Raw genomic sequence first — 20,192 nt, 5'->3', positions numbered from 1 at the left:
CGCTCCGTTTCTCTTTGGAACATTGCCCGCCCTGCGCTCGCGCAGCGGCCGGCAATCAGAAATATCGACCCCAATGAAAAGGCGCATCCGAAGATGCGCCCTCTCAGGTGTCAGCCTTACTCAGCCTTTGGCTGTTCACGCAGACGAATATGCAACTCGCGCAGTGCCTTGGCATCCACGACACCCGGCGCCTGGGTCATGACATCGGCCGCGCTCTGGGTTTTCGGGAACGCGATCACTTCACGGATCGACTGGGCGCCGGTCATCAGCATCACCAGGCGGTCCAGGCCGAAGGCCAGGCCACCGTGGGGTGGCGCGCCGTACTTCAGCGCATCCAGCAGGAAGCCGAATTTCTCTTCCTGCTCGGCTTCATTGATGCCCAGCAGGCGGAACACCGCCTGTTGCATTTCCTTGCGATGGATACGGATCGAACCGCCACCCAGCTCGGTGCCGTTCAGGACCATGTCGTAGGCGCGCGACAGAGCGGTGGCCGGGTTGGCCTCCAATTCTTCAGGCGAGCACTTCGGCGCGGTGAACGGGTGGTGCAACGCGGAGAAGCTGCCGTCGTCGTTTTCTTCGAACATCGGGAAGTCGACGACCCACATCGGTGCCCATTCGCAGGTCAGCAGCTTCAGGTCGTGGCCCAGCTTGATGCGCAACGCGCCCAGGGCTTCGCTGACGATCTTGGCCTTGTCGGCGCCGAAGAACACGATGTCGCCATCAACCGCGCCCACGCGATCGAGGATCACATTGAGGTTGGCTTCAGGAATGTTCTTCACGATCGGCGATTGCAGGCCTTCAACACCCGCGGCGCGCTCGTTGACCTTGATGTACGCCAGGCCCTTGGCACCGTAGATGCCGACGAACTTGGTGTAGTCGTCGATCTGCTTGCGCGGCATGCTCGCCCCGCCTGGAACACGCAGGGCCGCGATACGGCATTTAGGGTCGTTGGCCGGGCCGCTGAACACCTTGAAATCGACGTCCTTGAGCTGGTCGGCCACGTCCACCAGTTCCAGCGGGTTACGCAGGTCTGGCTTGTCGGAACCGTAGCGGCGCATGGCCTCTTCGAAGGTCATGTGCGGGAACTCGCCGAATTCCAGGCCCAGCACTTCCTTGAACAGGTTGCGGATCATGCCTTCGGTCAGGCCCATGATGTCTTTTTCGTCGAGGAAGCTGGTCTCGATGTCGATCTGAGTGAACTCAGGCTGACGGTCGGCACGCAGGTCTTCGTCGCGGAAGCACTTGGCGATCTGGTAGTAGCGATCGAACCCGGCCACCATCAGCAGTTGCTTGAACAGCTGTGGCGATTGCGGCAAGGCGAAGAAGCTGCCGGGGTGGGTACGGCTCGGGACCAGGTAGTCGCGGGCGCCTTCCGGCGTGGCGCGGGTCAGGATCGGCGTCTCGACGTCGAGGAAGCCGTTCTCGTCCAGGTAGCGACGGATGCTGGTGGTCATGCGCGAACGCAGGCGCAGCTTCTCGGCCATTTCCGGACGACGCAGGTCGATGAAGCGGTAGCGCAGACGGGTTTCCTCGCCCACGTCGGAGTATTCGTTGAGCGGGAACGGCGGGGTTTCCGACTCGTTGAGCACTTCCAACTCATAGCCCAGCACTTCGATCATACCCGACGCCATGTTGGCGTTACCGGCGCCGGCCGGACGCAGGCGCACCTTGCCGGTGATCTTGACGACGTATTCGCTGCGCACGCGGTCGGCGGTGGCGAAGGTTTCAGCGCGGTCCGGATCGAACACCACCTGGGCCAGGCCTTCACGATCACGGATATCGAGGAAAATCACCCCGCCATGGTCACGACGACGATGGACCCATCCGCAAAGAGTAACTTCCTGACCTTCCAGGCTTTCGTTCAGTTGGCCGCAATAATGGCTGCGCATCATGGTAGTGGTTTCACTTCTCGTAATTCGACATTCGGTTGGAGGCCCTGCCTGTGCAAGAACTCGCGCGTATTCAGTTCAATCGGCTTTGTCGCCACCGGCCAGGTTTTTCTTGGCGCCGGTCTTGAAGTCGGTTTCATACCAGCCGGTACCACCGAGGCGGAAACCTGGCATGGACAGCATCTTCTTCAGCTCCGGCGCCTGGCAGGCAGGGCAGTCGACCAGCGGTGCCGCGCTGATCTTTTGAATGGCTTCCATCTGATGACCACAGGAAGCACATTGATAGTCGTACATCGGCATGGGGTTGTCTCGGCGATCAGGTTATTACGCAAAGCGCGGCTTTGCGGCAAAGAGCGGGATTATATCCATTAAATGCAGCCTGTGCAGCCGTAAGACCGCACAGTCATTGCCGGCAATGTCGTTCATTCGAGGCAGGCGTACCCCACCTTGGCGAGGGGACCAGACATACACTGATCAATTTCAGCTTCCTTCAAGCTGTGCACAACGCAGACAACACGCACCAAGCCGCTGAAATTGCGCACGCCGCCGTGACGCAGATGCACTTCCCGGTCCACATGGGACAGCAAGGTGCTGACGGAGCAGCTGTTGAGCTGAGCCATGTCGCCGAGGATGTCCCAATAGATTTGTTCCAGCCGCAGACAGGTGGCGAACCCGTTGAGCCGGATAGAGCGGGCCAAGGGCCGGGCCAGTTGCATGTCAAACCCACTGACGAACGGGTCGGTGCTTACGGACAGCAAACGTCCGCGCGCACTTCCCCTGGGTTCTTTTCCTTGAATCATACCGTTGACACTCCTTTGCCATACGAGCCTCAGTCGGAACAACCGATCTGTGGCCCTATGGAAGCTCAACTGGATCGCCAGTTCCAGATGACTTTTTGACCATCGACGTAGGACAAGCCAACGGGGAGTTGGCGACAAATCATGTCTTCCTACACGCGACGGCAAGCGATGGCGCCAACGGCAGCGCCATCACCTGTACAGACTTATTGATCTTCCAGCAGCGAACGCAGCATCCAGGCGGTTTTTTCGTGGACCTGCATACGCTGGGTCAAAAGGTCGGCGGTGGGCTCGTCGCTGACCTTGTCCAGCAAAGGAAAGATGCCACGGGCGGTACGCGTCACCGCCTCCTGGCCCTCGACCAATTGTCGAATCATGTCCTCGGCACCAGGCACGCCCTCTTCTTCCTTAATAGAAGACAAGCGTGCGTACACCGAATAAGCACCGGGTGCCGGAAAGCCGAGCGCACGGATTCTTTCGGCGATCAGGTCCACCGCCAACGCCAGTTCGTTGTATTGCTCCTCGAACATCAGGTGCAGGGTTCGAAACATCGGCCCGGTGACGTTCCAGTGGAAGTTGTGGGTCTTGAGGTACAGCACGTAGGTGTCCGACAACAGGCGCGAAAGCCCGTCGACGATGGATTTGCGATCTTCTTCGCTGATACCGATATCAATTGCCATGTGGGTTGATCTCCTGACGGTGATGAATTCGACAGCGGCCATTGCACTCTAGCGGGTCTCTCTCCCTGTAGCCTGCGACAAATCGCCAGCCGTCCTGAACCGACAAGCCGGGACGCCGAGGGGTTCCGACAAACCTGGAAAATTCAACACGCATCGCCTGGCACGCTCAAGAGCCCCGCCACCCCTCCGACCGACGAACAGCGTCCCGCGCGCCCGTAACGAGTTTGAGAAGGCCCGGGCTTTGCTGTTAAATAGGCAGTGTGTCGCTACGCCTCTTTTCCCGGGCACGGCGCATAGGCTGATTCGGGTACGTGTTCCTACGCCTCTCATTGTTCTGGAGCGAACCGCCCCCGACCAGCTCTTCCTTGTGATCTGTCTTAACCGTGAGCCAATTAAAATGTTGAAAATCGTCCACTTGCTAATGGGCGCAGCTGCCCTGCTGCTGTCCTTCATCCCTAGCCTGGGTTCCGAAGCCACACCTTACCTGCAACATCCCGACGCGCTGTACCTGGCCTTTTTCGGCTTGCTCAACCTGACCCTGGCACCCGTAATTCCTTACTGGAACAAAGGTCCACGTCATCAACTGCAAAACCTCGTCAGTGCGCTGCTGGTGCTGGCTGTTGCGTTGCAAACCCTGACCCTGCTGGCGCCCATGCCGGAAATAGGCGGCCAACCCGCCATCCTGTCCAGCCTGGCCGCGGCATTGCTCGCTGTGTTGCTGCACCTGGCCGTCAGCTTCTACAAGAAGTCGTCGCCGGCCGCCGCACCGCAGAACTACGACATGTCCAACCGTGATACCGGCACCGTGAAGTGGTTCAACACCTCCAAGGGGTTCGGTTTCATTTCCCGCGATTCCGGTGATGATATTTTCGTGCATTTCCGGGCGATCCGTGGCGAAGGCCACCGCGTCCTGGTCGAAGGCCAGCGTGTCGAGTTCTCGGTCATGCACCGCGACAAGGGCCTGCAGGCCGAAGACGTGATCGCCGCGCTCCCGCGCCGCTGATCCAGGCGTAAAAAAACCGCGATGCAGCCTGGCTGCTCGCGGTTTTTTATTGCCCGTCGTTCGGGCCCAGGTCAGTAGTGCGGTGGTGGCGCGTCTTCTTCGAAGGATTCGAACTGCCCGGCCATTTCCTCTTGGCGCTTGAGAAGTGCAGCCATCTGCAGCTGCAGACGCTCGACAATTCGTTGCTGCGCCACCAGCACGTCATTCAACGCCTGGATAGTGTCATCCTGAAACGCCAGGCGGCTTTCAAGGTCGGTTACACGGTCTTCAAGGTTCATGGCTTCAGCCCTCCAGAAACTTGAAATCATCGGTCAGGACCGCTCGCAAGCGCTCACGAATGGCGCTCACCTGCTCGGCATTATAAGGCTGCGCCGGATGTTTGCCCCACACCGGCGCAGGCCACGCAGCGTCCTCTCGCTTGCGCACGATCACATGCATGTGCAATTGACTGACAACGTTACCCAAGGTTGCAACGTTCAGTTTGTCGGCATCGAACGAGTCCTTGAGCGTTTCGGCCAGTGCCGTGGTTTCCTTCCACAGCTGCAATTGATCAGCGTCATCTAATTGAAACAATTCGCTGATATTTTCCCGTCGCGGCACGAGGATGAACCACGGGTAGTTCGAGTCGTTGGACAAGAGCAAGCGGCACAGCGGGAAATCGCCGATGGGCAATGTGTCTTGTTGCAATCGTGGATCTAAGGCAAACACCGTGCGTACTCCTTACATGATCGATTGAGGCCGATTCGGCCCGCAGGCCTGCACCGGACGCAGAGGTTCAGCATACCTGTGAACGGCAGCGGGTTCACCGCGAATGATGAACCGCCCCGGCGCCTGCTATCGACGCCGCGCACCAATACAGCGCAGCGAATACTCGGCGATGCCAAAACAGCTCTATAGACGCCGCATCGAGAATTCGCACTGTAAGTTTTTCGTACAACCAGAAGATTTTCTGCACCAAAATCGCACAGCGCGTCTACGCTCAGTGCACGAAGCATCCGTGATCTACTCACTCGTGGGGTGAACCGGTAACGTTTTTGGTTGTCGCGCGGCCTTTCCGAGCGGCAATCACGGCACTGGCCTCGTAGTCAACCTTAATTAAAACAAGGCCTTTGGAGCCCGGTTTCATGAGGTTTCGCTACGAGCAAATGGGAAATGTGAAAAAAACGTGAACAGAAATGGAATTTGAGCATGCTTGTTGCATTCATCCCCACATCGCCTACAGGGGATCGCCGGACGCGCGAACCTGAAGGCTCATAAATAAAGTGGCAAGGTTGCCCTCAAGGAGCTTCAAGCGCAGTTACCAAGGACTCTTTACGCCGACGCCGGAGAAAAAAAGCAACATACAAGTTGCGGATCCGATTGCGCCGCAGTAGCTGAAATACGACATGGATCGAGCCATTGGCGACAGGGTCGTAAAGAAGCTGAAAGGTTGAATGGGCAAGTATCGCCAAAGAATGTTGGCGTGATATAAGTTTGCGCCGACACAAAAAGAAAGAGCCGCCCAGATAAAAAAACAGGTGGGACGGCAGTACTCTTCTAAAAACCAAAGGAGCAAATCACGATGCGCGTGATGAAGTGGAGCATGATTGCACTGGCTGTATCGGCCAGTACCTCGCAGTTCGCAGTGGCGTCCTCTCAGGAGGAGTCCAAGGGCTTTTTTGAAGATCAGAGCCTGACTGTTAAAAGTCGCATGCTGTACATGAACCGTGATTTCAAACACGGCGCCTCCAACAACCAGAATACCGGTGGTAAAGCACGTAGCACCGGCTACCGCGAAGAAACCGGTCTGGGCGTACAGGCTGTTTATGAGTCTGGCTTCACTCAAGGCACCGTTGGTGTCGGCGTGGACGCTCTGTTCAACGGCCAGGTCAAACTGGATAGCGGCGCGGGTCGCACCGGTAACAGCATCTTCGGCACAGGTGACGACGGCAGCCCAGAAGACACCCAATCCGAAGTTGGCGGCGCGGTCAAGTTCCGCTTGTCCGACACCGTCCTGAAATACGGTAACCAATACACCGCCAGCCCAGTGTTCTCCACGGACGACAGCCGTCTGAATCCGGAAGTTGCTACCGGTACGTTGATCACCAGCAAGGAAATCAAGGGTCTGGAGCTGACCGCTGGCCGCTTCACCGCTATGAACGCACAGAACTACACCGGCCGTGACAGCATCAATGGTCGGCACAGCCCAGGTCTGACGTCCGCCAATATTGCTGGCGCAACCTACCAGTTCACTGACAATTTCGTAGCAGGCGTAGCAGCTTCCGACGTTGAAGACTACTTCAAGAAGAAGTACCTCAATGTGAACTACACCCTGCCAATCAACGAAGATCAGTCTCTGAACTTCGACTTCAACGGCTACGACAGCAAGAGCCAGGGTCAAGAGCTGAGCGGTGATATTGACAACCGCATCTGGTCGCTCGCAGCAGCCTACAGCGTTGGTGCACACAAATTCACCTTGGCTCACCAGCGCTCCTCCGGTGACAGCGGCTACGCTTACGGCGTTGACGGTGGCGGTACTATCTACCTCGCCAACTCCGTGCAGTATTCCGACTTCAACGGTCAAGACGAGACCTCTTGGCAGGCTCGCTACGACCTGAACATGAAGACCTACGGCATTCCTGGCCTGAGCTTCATGACTCGTTACATCACCAGCGATAACATCGCTACCGCTACAAGCGATGCCAAAGCCCACGAGTGGGACTTCGAGACCAAATACGTTCTGCAAAGCGGTCCAGCCAAAGACCTGTCTCTGCGTTTGCGTAGCGCGGTTTATCGGACGAGCAACTCTAACCCGGATTACACCGACAACAACGACTTCCGCCTGATCGCCGAATACCCACTGAGCATCTTGTAATTCAGTGCTAATTCGATAGCTGCACCGCGACAAACAAAAACCGCTCACCTGATCCAGGTGAGCGGTTTTTTTATGCCTAGTGCAATGTCAGCGTTAACACAACTTGTTAAATAGCAAGCTAGCTAAACATAACCCGACCCCAGCGCAGAGTTACATTCAAATCGTTATTGCGCTGGCCCTTCCTGAACAACCCGAATAACCCGTTGCGGAAACGGAATATCAATGCCCGCATCCTTCAAGCGGTCCCGCGCCTGTTCGTTAAGCATGAACATCACGTTCCAGTAGTCCGCCGTTTTCACCCAGATACGCAGCGACACCGTGATCGAGCTATCGCCCAGGGTGGAAATCACCGCTTCTGGTGCAGGATCGGCCAATACGCGCTCGTCCTTGGCCAGCTCCAGTAACACTTCCCGCGCTTTTTGCAGGTCGGCCTGGTAATCCACGCCCACGTCGAATACTACTTTGCGGGTTGGCTGGCGGTTGGTGTTGGTGATGATGCCGTTGGACAGGTTGCCGTTCGGCACGATGACGGTCTTGTTGTCACCGGTACGAATGATCGTGTGGAAGATCTGGATGCTGTCGACCGTACCGGCCACGCCTTGGGCCTCGATCCAGTCACCGATGCGAAATGGACGGAACAGCAGGATCAGCACGCCACCGGCGAAATTCGCCAGGCTGCCCTGCAAGGCCAGGCCGATCGCCAAGCCTGCCGCACCGATGGCCGCGACGAACGAGGTGGTTTCCACGCCGATCATCGACGCGACGCTGACGATCAGTAGAATCTTGAGGATGACGTTAGCCAGGGTGCTGATAAACCCTTGCAATGCCAAGTCGGCATTACGCAAGGCCAGCAGTGCGCCCAGTTTGCGGGTCAACTTGTTGATCAGCCACCAGCCGATAGCCAGGGTGACGACCGCCAGCAGCACGCGGCTGCCGTACTCCATGATCATCGGTATCCAGGCCTGGGAAGCCTTGACCAGGTGGTCCACTTCAGCGTTCAAGTCCATCGTGTTCTCCTTGTTCCCGTTGCACGAAACACCCGTGCAACACTGTGTAGCCGACGATGCCCCGCACCGGGAGCACATCGGCCACGGTAATTGCGAACAGCCTGGTGTCAGTCGCGGAAGTTATTGAACTGTAGCGGCATGCCGAATTCTTTGCCGCGCAGCGCGGCGATGGCTTCCTGCAGGTCGTCACGCTTCTTGCCGGTCACGCGCACCTGCTCACCCTGGATGGCGGCCTGGACCTTGAGCTTGGCGTCCTTGATGTGGGCAACGATCTTCTTCGCCAATTCCTTGTCGATGCCTTCCTTGAGCACGGCTTCCTGCTTCATCAGCTTGCCCGAGGCGTAGGCGTCCTTGACCTCGAGGCATTGCACATCGATCTTGCGCTTGACCAGCGCCAGCTTGAGGATCTCGATCATCGCCTCGAGCTGGAACTCGGCCTCGGCGGTCAGGTTGACGGTCAAGTCCTTTTCCTTGAACTCGAAACTGCCCTTGCCCTTGAGGTCATACCGACGGTCGAGTTCCTTGACGGCGTTTTCAACGGCGTTGGTGACTTCGTGTTTGTCCAGTTCGGATACCACGTCGAATGACGGCATGTAGTGTTCTCCAAATAAAAAGGCGCGCCCGTGACAAAGGCGCGCACTTGGCTTGTGGTTAAAATCGGGCTCATTATAACGGGTCTTTTCCCGTCGTTACCGCGAGCCCCTCAGATGCCAGCGCCAAAGCGAGTAAAAAACTGATGTCCACCACCTGGCATGTCCTGGGAGCCGGCAGTCTCGGCACGTTGTGGGCGACGCGCCTGGCCCGGGCCGGCCTGCCGGTGCGGCTGGTGCTGCGCAATGAGCAGCGGTTGCAGGCTTACCGGGCAAGCGGTGGCCTGACGCTGGTGGAACAGGGGCAGGCGCAATGTTACCCGGTGCCCGGCGAAACCGCGCAAAGCCCCGAACCCATCAAGCGCTTGCTGCTGGCTTGCAAGGCCTATGACGCGGAAGCGGCGGTGGCTTCGGTCGCCCATCGACTGAGTGCCGAGACAGAACTGATCCTGCTGCAGAACGGCCTCGGCAGCCAGGATGCGGTGGCGAACCGCGTCCCCCTGGCTCGCTGCATCTGCGCCTCCAGCACCGAAGGCGCGTTCCGCGACGGTGACTGGCGCGTGGTGTTCGCCGGCCATGGCTACACCTGGCTGGGCGACCCCGCGCACCCGGTGGCGCCAGTCTGGCTGGATGACCTGGGCGCTGCCGGCATCCCACATGAATGGAGCGCCGATATTCTCACTCGCCTGTGGCGCAAACTGGCCCTCAACTGTGCGATCAATCCCCTCACCGTGCTGCACCATTGCAAGAACGGCGGCTTGCAGGAACACCGCTGCGAAGTGGCGACCTTGTGCGCGGAACTCAGCGACCTGCTTGAGCGCTGCGGCCAGCCCGCGGCGGCCGAAGACTTACCGGCCGAAGTCGAACGGGTCATCCAGGCCACCGCTCACAACTATTCGTCGATGTATCAGGATGTCGCCAACCAGCGCCGCACCGAAATCAGCTACCTGCTCGGCCATGCCTGCGCGGTCGCACAACGTCATGGGGTGGCCGCGCCGCATCTTGAACAAATGCGCCAACGCCTGATTGTCCACTTGGACAACCTCGGATTGCCCAGCGACTGAGCAGCGGCTACGCTGGCCCACGTGTTCCTTTTTAGCGACGAGTCAGATGCCATTGCGCCAGCGCCTTGAAAACCTCCCGGTCGGCCAGAAACTGCTGGCGGCCCTGTTGGTATTGTTGACCACCGTTTTGCTGGTGGCGAACCTGACCTTCATCAGCGCGGCCTACTACATTTCCCAGGAAAGCATGGCCCCGCAGGCCTTGCAGACCATCGGCCGGCTGGTGGCCAACCCGAGCCTGATCTCCGACGCGCTGCAGTCGCCGCAAAGCGCCCAGCGCCTGCTCGATGAACTCAACAGCTATGCGCCCCTGCGGGCAGCGGCGCTGTATGACGGTCGGGGTGAACGCCTGGCCGAGTTGCAACAGGGCGAAAAGCTCAGGTTGCCGGAGCATTTTCGCCATATGCAAACCTGGCAGGCCGGGGAATTTCGCAGCAACCAAGTCATCACCCTGCCCCGTCCCGGTACCCAATCCGGCCATTTGTTGCTGGTCGCCAGCAGCGAATTGCCCACCGCCTTCTACACCGGCACGCTGACCGCCAGCCTCGGCATACTGATTTTCAGCGTGCTGCTGTGGTTGATCATTGCCCAGCAGATCAAGCGACTGATTACCCAGCCGATTCACCAACTCGAAGAACTGTCGCGCCAGGTTACCCGCGAGGAAAACTATTCCCTGCGTGCCGGCCGTGGCAACCATGACGAGATCGGCAGCCTGGCCGAGGCGTTCAACACCATGCTGTCGCGGATCGAAGCTCGGGAGCAGCAGCTCAAGCGCGCGCGGGACGATTCCCAGGCGGCCTACGACCAGGCCCAGGGCCTGGCGGAAGAAACCCGCCACACCAACCGCAAGCTGGAGCTGGAAGTCCAGGTGCGCAGCAAGATCGAGAAAAAGCTCACGGGCTTCCAGAACTACCTCAACAGCATCATCGACTCCATGCCGTCGGCGCTGATCGCCCTCGACGAACAACTCTACGTCACCCAATGGAACCAGGAAGCCAGCGCCCTTTCCGGTACCCGGCTGGACGAGGCGTTGAACCAGCCGATCTTCCTCGCCTTCGAACCGCTCAAGCCCTATCTGCCACAGCTCAAGCAGACGGTCGAGCAGCACACGGTCGCCAAGATCGAACGCGTCACCTGGACCAAGGACGATGAAGCCAAGCACTACGCCCTGACTTTCTATCCGTTGATGGGCGGCGCCGGACGGGGCGTGGTGATCCGCATCGACGACATCACCCAGCGCCTGTCGCTGGAGGAAATGATGGTGCAGTCGGAAAAAATGCTCTCGGTGGGTGGCCTCGCAGCGGGCATGGCCCATGAGATCAACAACCCGCTGGGGGCGATCCTGCACAACGTGCAGAACATTCGCCGGCGCCTGTCGGCGGAACTGCCCAAGAACCTCGATCAGGCCGAGCAATTGGGGATCGAGTTGCCGGTGGTCAATCGCTACCTGGAAAGCCGGGAGATCCCGCAGTTGCTCGACGGCATCCAGCAGGCCGGCGCTCGCGCCGCCAAAATCGTCACCCACATGCTCAGCTTCAGCCGACGCAGTACCCGGCAGATGGCGCCCTGCGACCTGCCGGCGCTGATCGACCAGGCGGTGGAGATCGCCGGCAACGACTTCGACCTGGCGATTGGTTTCGACTTCAAGGGCCAGGCGATCATCCGCCAGTTCGACCCGAACCTGGGCCCGGTCCCCGGCACGGCCAACGAATTGGAGCAGGTGCTGCTGAACCTGTTGAAGAACGCCGCCCAGGCCATTCACCAGCGCCAGGACGACGGCGAGCCCGGCCGCATCATCTTGCGTACCCGCCTGAACCCGCCGTGGGCGGAAATCCAGGTCGAGGACAATGGCATCGGCATGAGCGAAAACGTGCGCAAACGCACCTTCGAACCTTTCTTCACCACCAAGGAAATCGGCCAGGGTACGGGGCTCGGGCTGTCGGTGTCGTATTTCATCATTACCAACAACCACAAGGGCCAGATGGAAGTGCAATCAGCGCCGGGCCAAGGCACTTGCTTCACCTTGCGCCTGCCCCTGGCGGGCACTTCGATGGTGGCGCAAGAACACAAGCAAGTGGAGCGCTGAACATGGGTTTTCGCCTGTCGAAAATTTACACCCGCACCGGTGACAAAGGTGAAACCGGGTTGGGCGATGGCCGCCGCGTAGCGAAGGACCATCCACGGGTCGAGGCCATCGGCGAAGTGGATACGTTGAACAGCCAGCTGGGGTTGCTGCTGGCCGGGCTGGCCAATGAAATGGGCCAGTATCCGGCACTGGAGGAAGTCGTCGAGGTGCTGGCGCCCTGTCAGCACCGGTTGTTCGACCTGGGTGGCGAGCTGGCGATGCCGGCTTATCAGGCACTGAACATGGCGGAAGTCGAACGCCTGGAAGCGGCCATCGACGTATGGAACGAAGAACTGGGGCCGTTGGAGAATTTCATCCTGCCCGGTGGCTCGACCTTGATAGCCCAGGCCCATGTGTGCCGGAGCCTGGCCCGCGGCGCCGAGCGCCGCTGCCAACAGTTGAACGCCGTGGAGCCGTTGGCAGGGCCGGGGCTTGCCTATATCAATCGGTTATCGGACCTGCTGTTCGTAGCGGCGCGGATCATTGCCCGTCGCCAGGCAATTGCAGAAGTGCTTTGGCAGGCGGCAGCCAAGCCTGCGGACTGATCGCTCAAGCCTCAGGGCCAGAACGCCCGAATCCCCGCCACGCCCTGGGCCCCGGCCGCCCAGGCTTTCTGTTGCTCGCCAGGCCCGACCCCGCCCAGCAAATAAACTGGCTTATCGAAACCATCGATCAACCGCGCCGCTTCTTCCCACCCCAACGGCTGTGCATCCGGATGGGTCTGGGTCGGCTGTACGGGCGACAGTGTCACGAAGTCCACGTCCATCTGCTGCGCCAGGGATAATTCCTCGGCGTTGTGACAAGAAGCCGCCAGCCAGCGATCCTTGCCGAACGGTCGGCCGGCCGCTGCGTGCTTGCGCAGTTGCGCGGCGGTGATGTGCCAGCCCGCGGAAGGGAAATCGCCCAACCATTCAAACGGCCCCTTGAGCATCAACTGGGCCTTGCCCGCGCAAAGCCCTGCGGCATCCACCGCCAGATCGCGATATTTCGGATCATAGCCGTTAGGGGCGCGCAGCTGGATCAGCTTGATCCCGCCGGCGATAGCTTTCTGCATCCCCCGTAGCAGAGCCGGGGTTTCCAGGCCTTCAGGGGTAATCAGGTACTCGCCCGGCAATCGGGCCGCCGCGACGATTGGCTGATTGGCCGCCGGAAACTCGTAGTTCGCAAGCTCCCGAGTGGTCACCCAGGCCAGCGGTTGTCCTTCGGCACCATGGGGCTCGCCAGTGAAGGTCGAGACTTCCCAGACATCCAGCAACACCTGTTTGTCCGGATAATCGTGACGCACCTTGATCAGCGGTCGGGCAGCGCCGACGACGATGCCCAACTCTTCATGCAGTTCGCGGGCCAGGGCAGTTTCAACGGATTCATCCGCCTCGACCTTGCCGCCAGGAAATTCCCACAGGCCACCTTGATGCTGGGAATCGGCCCGTCGGGCGATGAGGATCTTGCCGGTGGCGTCACGAATGACCGCCGCCGCTACGTGTACTCGTTTCACCGCGAAATTTCCTCCAGGCCAGCCTGTTGCCAGGTCTTGAATGCCGGCCATTGATAAAGGGTTTCGACATAGGCCGCGTCGACTTCCGGCCATTGCACTTGATACGTGCGCAAGCGCACGGCAACCGGGGCGAAAAATAGCAGCTCGGTCCCGAGCGGTTTAAGTCCGATACTCAGCGTTGATCTTCACGTACTCGTGGGACAGGTCGGTGGTCCAGATCGTTTCGCTGCAATCGCCACGCCCCAATTCGATGCGGATGGTGATTTCTTCCTGCTGCATCACCGCCGCGCCTTGGGCTTCGGTATAGGTGGAGGCGCGGGCGCCTTTGCTGGCGATGCAGACGTCGCCGAGGAACACGTCGATCTTGCTCACGTCCAGCTCCGGCACGCCAGCCCGGCCGACGGCGGCAAGGATCCGGCCCCAGTTCGGGTCGGAGGCAAACAATGCAGTCTTGATCAGCGGTGAATGCGCAACGGTGTAGCCGACGTCCAGGCATTCCTGGTGATTGCCACCGCCGTTGACCTGCACGGTCACGAACTTGGTCGCGCCTTCGCCGTCACGGACGATCGCCTGGGCCACTTCCATGCACACCTCGAACACGGCCTGCTTCAGGGCGGCGAACAGTGGACCGCTGGCTTCGGTGATTTCCGGCAGGTTGGCCTTGCCCGTGGCGATCAGCATGCAGCAGTCATTGGTGGAGGTGTCGCCGTCGATGGTGATGCGGTTGAACGACTTGTTCGCGCCGTCGAGCATCAGGTCTTGCAGCACCTGGCGCGAGACCTTGGCGTCGGTGGCGATGTAGCCGAGCATGGTCGCCATGTTCGGGCGGATCATGCCCGCGCCTTTGCTGATGCCAGTCACGGTAACGGTCACGCCGTCGTGCTGGAACTGGCGGCTCGCACCCTTGGGCAGGGTGTCGGTGGTCATGATGCCGGTGGCGGCCGCCGCCCAGTTGTTTTCCGAGAGGTCATCGAGGGCGGCCTGCAACGCGCCTTCGATCTTCTCGACTGGCAGCGGTTCGCCAATCACGCCGGTGGAATACGGCAGCACCTGGCTGGCGTCGACGCCGGTCAGTTCCGCCAGCCTGGCGCAGGTGCGCTCGGCGGCGGCCAGGCCTGGCGCGCCCGTGCCGGCGTTGGCGTTGCCGGTGTTGGTCAGCAGATAACGCACCGACCCTTGCACGCGCTGCTTGGCCAGGATGACCGGCGCGGCGCAAAAGGCATTGAGCGTGAACACGCCAGCCACCGTCGAGCCTTCGGCACAACGCATGACCACGACATCCTTGCGCCCGGGGCGCTTGATGCCCGCCGAGGCAATGCCGAGTTCAAAACCGGCAACCGGGTGCAACGTTGGCAACGGACCAAGACCAACAGCCATGAATGCGCTCCTAAATTAGATGTAATCGACGCCGTCCTCATTGAGACGGCGAATCAAAATGGCAAAACGCCGCGACGGATGGAGTCCGGTCGCGGCGTGGGTCGTTCAGCGTTGGAACGGGGTTACTGGATCTGCCCGTGGCAATGCTTGTATTTCTTGCCCGAACCGCAATAGCACAGTTCGTTGCGGCCCAACTTCTGTTCGTTGCGTACCGGCGTGGTTGCCAAGGCGACATCCACATCGACACCCTCTTCCATCGCCTGGACGACTTCCAGGCCTGGGGCTTCGGCGTGTTCGAACTGCATGCGCGCGGCCAAGGCTTCGGCTTCCTGGCGCAGGCGGGCTTCTTCTTCGACCGGGTCTTCGCGACGAACCTGGACGTGGGAGAGGACCCGGATCGAGTCGCGCTTGATCGAATCCAGCAGCTCGGAGAACAGCGTGAAGGACTCGCGCTTGTACTCCTGCTTCGGATTCTTCTGGGCGTAGCCGCGCAGGTGGATACCGTGACGCAGGTGGTCCATGGTCGACAGGTGGTCTTTCCACAGGTCGTCGAGGACGCGCAGCACAATCTGCTTCTCGAAGGAACGCAGTGCCTCGGCGCCGGCCTGGTCTTCTTTTTCGTTGTACGCAACGATCAGCTCGGCAAGCAGCTTCTCGCGCAGGGTTTCTTCGTACAGCTTGTCGTCTTCATCGAGCCACTGCTGGATCGGCAACGACACGCCAAAATCGCTGCGCAGGGAGGCTTCCAGGCCCGCGACGTCCCACTGTTCCGGCAACGATTGCGGTGGAATGTGTGCACTGACGGTAGCGTCGAGCACTTCCCGACGGAAATCGGCGATGGTTTCGCCAATGTCGTCGGCGGCCAGCAGGCTGTTGCGCATGTGATAGATCACTTTGCGCTGCTCGTTGTTGACGTCGTCGAACTCCAGCAATTGCTTGCGGATATCGAAGTTGCGGCCTTCAACCTTGCGCTGCGCCTTCTCGATGGCGTTGGTCACCATGCGGTGTTCGATCGCCTCGCCCGGCTGCATGCCCAGGGCCTTCATGAAATTCTTCACCCGGTCAGAGGCGAAGATGCGCATCAGGCTGTCTTCCAGCGACAGGTAGAAACGGCTGGAGCCGGCGTCACCCTGGCGACCGGCACGGCCACGCAGCTGGTTGTCGATACGGCGCGATTCGTGACGCTCGGAAGCGATCACCTGCAAACCGCCGGATTCGAGCACCTGTTGGTGGCGCTTCTGCCAGTCGGCCTTGATCTGCGCGATTTGCTCGGGGGTCGGGTTTTCCAGGGAAGCCACTTCCACTTCCCAGTTGCCGCCCAGCAGGATGTCGGTACCACGGCCGGCCATGTTGGTAGCGATGGTCAACGCACCCGGGCGACCGGCCTGGGCAATGATCTCGGCTTCCTTCTCGTGGAACTTGGCGTTGAGGACCTTGTGCTCGATGCCTTCCTTGTTGAGCAACGCGGACATGTGCTCGGAGGTCTCGATGGTGGCGGTACCCACCAGGATCGGACGGCCCTGGGCCATGCATTCCTTGATGTCGGCGATGATCGCCGCGTACTTCTCATCGGCGGTGAGGAACACCAGGTCGTTGTAGTCTTTACGCGCCAGCGGCTTGTTAGGCGGGATCACCATCACTTGCAGGCCGTAGATCTGATGGAATTCGAACGCTTCGGTGTCGGCGGTACCGGTCATGCCGGACAGCTTGTTGTAGAGGCGGAAGTAGTTCTGGAAGGTGGTCGAGGCCAGGGTCTGGCTCTCGGCCTGGATGTTCAGGCCTTCCTTGGCTTCGATGGCCTGGTGCAGGCCTTCGGACAGGCGACGGCCCGGCATGGTACGACCGGTGTGTTCATCCACCAGCACGACCTGGCCGTCCTGCACGATGTACTCGACATTGCGATGGAACAGCTTGTGGGCACGCAGGCCGGCGTATACGTGGGTCAGCAGGCCCAGGTTGTGCGCCGAATACAGGCTCTCCCCTTCTGCCAGCAGGCCGACGCGGGTCAGCATTTCCTCGACGAACTGGTGACCGGCTTCGTTGAGCTCGACCTGACGGGTCTTCTCGTCAACGGTGTAGTGCCCGGCCTGGGTCACTTCGCCTTCGACTTCCTCGACGTGCAAGGTGAGCTGCGGGATCAGCTTGTTGATCTCGATGTACAGCTTGGAGCTGTCCTCGGCCTGACCGGAAATGATCAGCGGGGTACGGGCTTCGTCGATGAGGATGGAGTCGACTTCATCGATCACGGCAAAGTTGAGTTCACGCTGGAATTTTTCATCCATGCTGAACGCCATGTTGTCGCGCAGGTAGTCGAAACCGAATTCGTTGTTGGTGCCGTAGGTGATGTCCGAGGCGTAGGCGGCACGCTTCTCTTCTGGCGGCTGGAACGGTGTGACCACGCCAACGGTCAGGCCGAGGAATTCGTAGAGCGGGCGCATCCAGTTGGCGTCGCGGCGGGCCAGGTAGTCGTTGACCGTCACCACGTGCACGCCTTTGCCGGACAATGCGTTGAGGTACACCGCCAAGGTAGCCACGAGGGTCTTGCCTTCACCGGTGCGCATTTCGGCGATCTTGCCTTCGTGCAAGGTCATGCCGCCGATCAACTGGACGTCGAAGTGGCGCATGCCCATGACCCGCTTGCCGGCTTCGCGGCAGACCGCAAAGGCTTCGGGCAGGAGTTGGTCGAGGGTCTCGCCCTTGGCGAAGCGGTCCTTGAGTTCGGCAGTCTTGGCGCGTAACTGATCGTCCGAAAGGGCCACCATTTGCTCTTCGAAGGCATTGACGATCTGTACCGTCTTGAGCATGCGTTTGACTTCACGCTCGTTCTTGCTTCCAAAAAGTTTCTTTAACAAAGGCGCAAACATATCGGCAGGATCTTCCACACTAAAGGGATGGAGGGCGGCCCCATGAGTCGCCCGTGCAGCCCTCATGGCCGCATGCGAACGAGCATTCTACCCGGAAACGATGGTGAGGAAAGTGGCGTTATTCCACGATGCTGGCACAGCGCTGTGACGGGGCTTCCCTAAAATAAGGGCTTTTGCGCGAACTTCAACCCACAAAACGCAGAAGTTAATGATTGATTGTGCAGGTTAAATGCCGCTCGGCAGCTGCGCCCGGAGCGCATCGGACGCTTTCTGCTACCATGGCGCCTCTGTCACTTGCGGTATTCATTCATGGCCTTCCGCCCTCTTCCAGCCAAGGCGCCCGCCGTGCTTCTGCGCGAAGCCAAACCGCTGAAAGCGATCTTCGGCCACGCCAAGCGCCTGGGCCACCTGCAACGGCTGCTGGACAGTCAGTTGCAGCCGGCCGCACGCGAGCATTGCCACGTGGCGTCATGGCGCGAAGGCAGTTTGCTGCTGATCGTCACCGACGGCCACTGGGCCACGCGCTTGCGCTACCAGCAAAAGCGCCTGCTGCGTCAATTGCAGGTTTTCGATGAGTTCGCCAACCTGACGCGGATCCTGTTCAAGGTTCAGCCGCCCACCGTACAGGCCGCCGTCAAGGGCCATACGCTGGACCTGTCCACCGATGCGGCCGCGACTATCCAGGCCACGGCCGAAGGCATCAGCGATCCCAAGCTGCGGGCGGCGCTGGAGCGATTGGCGGCGCACGCCAAACCCAAGGACTGAGTATCTTGGGCGCCTGTCCCTCAGCTTGCGCCGTGATTAGCGGCGCTTGCTGCCTCCCAGCAACGACCCCATCAACCCACGTACCAGTTGCCGACCCAGTTGGTTGGCCGCCTGGCGCATCGCCGATTTCAATGCCTGGCCGGCGGCGGTGCCGAGGAACTCACCGGCCTTTTCAGTAAAGCTCGGCTCTTGCGCGGTCGGTTTTTCCGGCGCCGCTTCAGCCTGCGGCTCCAACCCCTTGCGCCCCATCAGCACTTCATAGGCAGACTCGCGGTCGATGGGTTTGTCATAGCGCCCCTGCAACGCTGAGCCGGCGATCAGTGCGGCGCGCTCGGCCTCGGTCAGCGGCCCGATGCGCGACTGCGGCGGCGCCACCAGCACGCGCTGGACCATTTCCGGCGTGCCTTTTTCTTGCAAGGTGCCCACCAGGGCCTCGCCGATGCCCAGTTCGGTCAGCACCGACAAGGCATCGAATTGTGGGTTCGGTCGAAAACCGTCCGCCACCGCCCGCAGGGATTTCTGCTCCTTGGCGGTAAACGCCCGCAAGCCGTGCTGGATGCGCAGCCCCAACTGCGCCAGCACATCGTCCGGCAAGTCGCCCGGCGACTGGGTCACGAAATACACCCCGACGCCCTTGGAGCGAATCAGCCGCACCACTTGCTCCAGCCGCTCCTGCAACGCCTTGGGCGTACCGGCAAATAACAAATGCGCCTCGTCGAAAAACAGCGCCAGCAGGGGTTTGTCCGCGTCGCCGCGCTCGGGCAGTTGCTCGAACAGCTCGGCCAACAGCCACAACAGGAACGTCGCGTAGACCTTGGGTGCCTCATGGACCAGGCGACTGGCGTCCAGCAGATGAATCCGGCCGCGGCCATCACTGGCCGGTTGCAAGATGTCTTCGAGCTGCAACGCCGGCTCGCCAAACAGCGCATCCGCGCCTTGCTGCTCCAGTGTCGACAAGCGTCGCATCAAGGCCTGGCTGGAACCGGTGGTCATCAGGGCCGCATCGTCCCCCAGCAGCTCAGGATTGTCCTTGAGGTGGTTGAGCAGCGCCTTCAAATCCTTGAGGTCCAGCAGCAACAGCCCCTCGCGGTCAGCCACCTTGAACGCCGCGTACAACGCCGATTGCTGGCTGTCCGTCAGCTCCAGCAGGCTACCGAGCAGCAACGGCCCCATTTCACTCAAGGTCGTGCGCAGCGGATGACCGGATTGGCCGTGGATATCCCACAAGGTAACCGGATAGGCCTGGGGCGTGTGGCCAAGCCAGGGCATGCCAGCGATGCGCTCGGCGATCTTGCCTTGGGGATTGCCGGCGGCACCGAGGCCACAGAGATCGCCCTTGATGTCCGCCGCGAACACCGCCACGCCGGCATCGCTGAACATCTCGGCCAGGCGTTGCAAGGTGACGGTCTTGCCCGTGCCGGTGGCACCCGCCACCAAGCCATGTCGGTTCGCCAGGCGCATGGCCTGGGCCACTGGTTGGCCGGCGAGGTCGGCGCCGATGATGAGTTGCGATGAGTCAGGCATTTGGTCACCCGTGATGTTTGCGATATGACGCCATTTTGCACGCTTATATAAAAGCATGCCTGGGACATTAAGACCCTGGCGCTGGAAACAAAAACAACGCCATGTCGCGTGCCGTATCGCTACGTCACCATAACCCAACCGAACATCTATTCTTACTAAAG

At 60.3% G+C, this 20,192-nt stretch carries 18 protein-coding genes and 1 pseudogene; 6 read left to right on the top strand and 13 right to left on the bottom strand.

The genetic code is table 11. From position 1 onward, the window contains the following. Positions 1-116 precede the first annotated feature (116 nt). From aspS to HU762_RS08950, 4 genes are all read right to left on the bottom strand, one after another. Positions 117-1,892, bottom strand: a complete 1,776-nt coding sequence (gene aspS / locus HU762_RS08965; RefSeq protein ID WP_186635599.1) for an aspartate--tRNA ligase — start codon at positions 1,890-1,892, stop codon at positions 117-119. A 75-nt stretch (positions 1,893-1,967) separates the two neighbouring features. Continuing rightward, a complete protein-coding gene (locus HU762_RS08960) occupies positions 1,968-2,189 on the bottom strand; it encodes a zinc ribbon domain-containing protein (RefSeq protein WP_003178589.1) in 222 nt (73 codons plus the stop codon). Between the two features lie 122 nt (positions 2,190-2,311). Continuing rightward, complete coding sequence (locus tag HU762_RS08955; RefSeq protein ID WP_186635596.1) at positions 2,312-2,689, bottom strand: ribbon-helix-helix domain-containing protein; 378 nt, start codon at positions 2,687-2,689, stop codon at positions 2,312-2,314. Between the two features lie 203 nt (positions 2,690-2,892). Beyond that, positions 2,893-3,366 carry a Dps family protein gene (locus HU762_RS08950; protein WP_186611669.1) on the bottom strand — a complete coding sequence of 158 codons (474 nt, stop codon included), beginning with the start codon at positions 3,364-3,366 and terminating at the stop codon, positions 2,893-2,895. A gap of 397 nt (positions 3,367-3,763) precedes the next feature. On the opposite strand from HU762_RS08950, the gene HU762_RS26895 reads away from it, so the two are divergent. Then, on the top strand, positions 3,764-4,369 hold the full coding sequence (locus HU762_RS26895) for a cold-shock protein (RefSeq protein ID WP_186611670.1): 606 nt from the start codon (positions 3,764-3,766) through the stop codon (positions 4,367-4,369). Positions 4,370-4,440: 71 nt separating this feature from the next. Here the strand turns inward: HU762_RS26895 and HU762_RS08940 are convergent, their stop codons facing one another. Both HU762_RS08940 and HU762_RS08935 read right to left on the bottom strand, forming a co-directional pair. Then, complete coding sequence (locus HU762_RS08940; RefSeq protein WP_186635593.1) at positions 4,441-4,647, bottom strand: SlyX family protein; 207 nt, start codon at positions 4,645-4,647, stop codon at positions 4,441-4,443. Positions 4,648-4,651: 4 nt separating this feature from the next. Beyond that, on the bottom strand, positions 4,652-5,077 hold the full coding sequence (locus HU762_RS08935; RefSeq protein WP_186635590.1) for an HIT domain-containing protein: 426 nt from the start codon (positions 5,075-5,077) through the stop codon (positions 4,652-4,654). An 853-nt stretch (positions 5,078-5,930) separates the two neighbouring features. On the opposite strand from HU762_RS08935, the gene HU762_RS08930 reads away from it, so the two are divergent. Then, positions 5,931-7,223: an OprD family porin gene (locus tag HU762_RS08930; protein ID WP_186635588.1), complete on the top strand. Its 1,293-nt coding sequence runs from the start codon at positions 5,931-5,933 to the stop codon at positions 7,221-7,223. A 164-nt stretch (positions 7,224-7,387) separates the two neighbouring features. Here HU762_RS08930 and HU762_RS08925 read toward each other — a convergent pair whose 3' ends face one another. Both HU762_RS08925 and HU762_RS08920 read right to left on the bottom strand, forming a co-directional pair. Then, positions 7,388-8,230, bottom strand: coding sequence for a mechanosensitive ion channel family protein (locus HU762_RS08925; protein WP_186635585.1), 843 nt, complete (start codon positions 8,228-8,230; stop codon positions 7,388-7,390). 107 nt (positions 8,231-8,337) lie between these two features. Next, a complete protein-coding gene (locus HU762_RS08920) occupies positions 8,338-8,823 on the bottom strand; it encodes a YajQ family cyclic di-GMP-binding protein (protein ID WP_060740892.1) in 486 nt (161 codons plus the stop codon). Between the two features lie 143 nt (positions 8,824-8,966). Between HU762_RS08920 and HU762_RS08915 the strand changes: the two genes are divergently transcribed. Genes HU762_RS08915 through HU762_RS08905 form a run of 3 tightly spaced genes read left to right on the top strand, consistent with a single transcriptional unit; the run spans position 8,967 to position 12,551 of the window. Beyond that, entirely contained in the window at positions 8,967-9,884 is a 918-nt protein-coding gene (locus HU762_RS08915; protein ID WP_186635582.1) for a putative 2-dehydropantoate 2-reductase, read from the top strand. Between the two features lie 46 nt (positions 9,885-9,930). Continuing rightward, positions 9,931-11,967 (top strand): HAMP domain-containing sensor histidine kinase, encoded by a 2,037-nt coding sequence (locus tag HU762_RS08910; protein WP_186635579.1) that lies wholly within the window; start codon positions 9,931-9,933, stop codon positions 11,965-11,967. 2 nt (positions 11,968-11,969) lie between these two features. Further along, the gene (locus tag HU762_RS08905) at positions 11,970-12,551 is read left to right on the top strand and encodes a cob(I)yrinic acid a,c-diamide adenosyltransferase (protein WP_186635576.1); all 582 of its coding nucleotides are present in this window, start codon (positions 11,970-11,972) and stop codon (positions 12,549-12,551) included. Between the two features lie 11 nt (positions 12,552-12,562). Here the strand turns inward: HU762_RS08905 and HU762_RS08900 are convergent, their stop codons facing one another. The 4 genes and pseudogenes from HU762_RS08900 to secA all read right to left on the bottom strand — a co-directional run bounded on the left by HU762_RS08900 (position 12,563) and on the right by secA (position 17,742). Then, positions 12,563-13,501 carry a Nudix family hydrolase gene (locus tag HU762_RS08900; RefSeq protein WP_186635573.1) on the bottom strand — a complete coding sequence of 313 codons (939 nt, stop codon included), beginning with the start codon at positions 13,499-13,501 and terminating at the stop codon, positions 12,563-12,565. Next, positions 13,498-13,638 (bottom strand): annotated as a pseudogene (locus HU762_RS08895) (glutathione S-transferase); the annotation flags it as partial. The pseudogene HU762_RS08895 and the gene HU762_RS08900, both read right to left, overlap by 4 nt. A 22-nt stretch (positions 13,639-13,660) precedes the next feature. After that, the gene (argJ, locus tag HU762_RS08890) at positions 13,661-14,878 is read right to left on the bottom strand and encodes a bifunctional glutamate N-acetyltransferase/amino-acid acetyltransferase ArgJ (RefSeq protein ID WP_186635570.1); all 1,218 of its coding nucleotides are present in this window, start codon (positions 14,876-14,878) and stop codon (positions 13,661-13,663) included. Positions 14,879-15,000: 122 nt separating this feature from the next. After that, positions 15,001-17,742 (bottom strand): preprotein translocase subunit SecA, encoded by a 2,742-nt coding sequence (gene secA, locus HU762_RS08885; RefSeq protein ID WP_186635567.1) that lies wholly within the window; start codon positions 17,740-17,742, stop codon positions 15,001-15,003. 309 nt (positions 17,743-18,051) lie between these two features. Here secA and HU762_RS08880 point away from each other — a divergent pair, with 309 nt between their 5' ends. Next, on the top strand, positions 18,052-18,507 hold the full coding sequence (locus tag HU762_RS08880) for a DciA family protein (RefSeq protein WP_186611682.1): 456 nt from the start codon (positions 18,052-18,054) through the stop codon (positions 18,505-18,507). Positions 18,508-18,543: 36 nt separating this feature from the next. Here the strand turns inward: HU762_RS08880 and HU762_RS08875 are convergent, their stop codons facing one another. Beyond that, a complete protein-coding gene (locus tag HU762_RS08875) occupies positions 18,544-20,031 on the bottom strand; it encodes a helicase HerA-like domain-containing protein (protein ID WP_186635564.1) in 1,488 nt (495 codons plus the stop codon). Positions 20,032-20,192: the final 161 nt, after the last annotated feature.

Source organism: Pseudomonas sp. SWRI92 (assembly GCF_014268685.1).
Lineage (GTDB): Bacteria > Pseudomonadota > Gammaproteobacteria > Pseudomonadales > Pseudomonadaceae > Aquipseudomonas > Aquipseudomonas marvdashtae.
Note: the sequence above shows the minus strand (reverse complement) of the source record. Positions and strands in the feature narration are given on the sequence as shown.